The organism is Olavius algarvensis spirochete endosymbiont (genome assembly GCA_900608495.1).
In the GTDB taxonomy this organism is placed as follows: Bacteria; Spirochaetota; Spirochaetia; order DSM-2461; family DSM-2461; genus UBA2779.
This window is the reverse complement of sequence record UWYT01000061.1, coordinates 1-218: the sequence shown is the minus strand read 5'-3', so window position 1 is coordinate 218 and position 218 is coordinate 1. Positions and strand designations below refer to the sequence as shown.

General features: G+C 47.7%; 1 protein-coding gene. It reads left to right on the top strand.

Features of this window, described 5'->3' with window-relative positions; translation table 11 throughout:
• The coding region (locus S1OALGB6SA_RS01095) for a hypothetical protein (RefSeq protein WP_195910227.1) at window positions 1-218 on the top strand (218 nt) is incomplete at both ends.

Sequence of the window (218 nt, the reverse complement as noted above, 5' to 3'; positions counted from 1 at the left end):
GGCAGCGTGGATAAAACCACCGAGATGCTGATGGATATCACCGGAGATGGACTTCCCGACTATGTCAAATCAGTGGATGAACAGAATTATTTCGAGGCTCGCATCAACATCGGGGATGGATTCGCCGAAAGCCCGCTTAAGATTTACAAGCCGAGTTGGTCTAATGCGGATATGACTAATACCCCCAGCAATGAGAGTTTGAGAAGTACTCTCGATGA